General features: G+C 33.2%; 1 protein-coding gene. It reads right to left on the bottom strand.

The annotated features are described in order from the left end of the window. A partial coding sequence (locus tag HC176_RS16625) for an Arm DNA-binding domain-containing protein (protein ID WP_245234938.1) occupies positions 1-440 on the bottom strand: 440 nt, incomplete at both ends.

Raw genomic sequence — 440 nt, 5'->3', positions numbered from 1 at the left:
ATCGTAAAGCTGTACTTTTTTGGAAATAGTTCACTCCATCCATCCACATATATTCGGCTCTTTTTGCCCTACTTATACGCTCTCTACGCCGTTCTTTGATCTCTTTAATAACTGTAGATTTGTTTTTAGATGTTTTTAGATTTAAAAATTCTTCTAAATTATAGAGGATTGACAATTCGGATTTGGCTACAGAGAATGTCCCCCGTTCATATTTGTCCTTTATACGTTCAGCTGCTAATGCAAAAAAAGATTTTAAGCCTCCAGGACCTTTTAATTTTTGTTTGATTTGTTTGGGAGTAATACGATCTTTCGACTCAAAATAAATATCATTGACCTCGGTCAACCTTTTCATCAAAAAATTGTTCAATTTTCTATAATTGGGATGAGTTCTCTTAACTTTTCCAGCAGTTTTATCCCAGTCCTTTTCAAAAACATATTGT

This window comes from Tamlana crocina (assembly GCF_012037625.1).
Note: the sequence above shows the minus strand (reverse complement) of the source record. Positions and strands in the feature narration are given on the sequence as shown.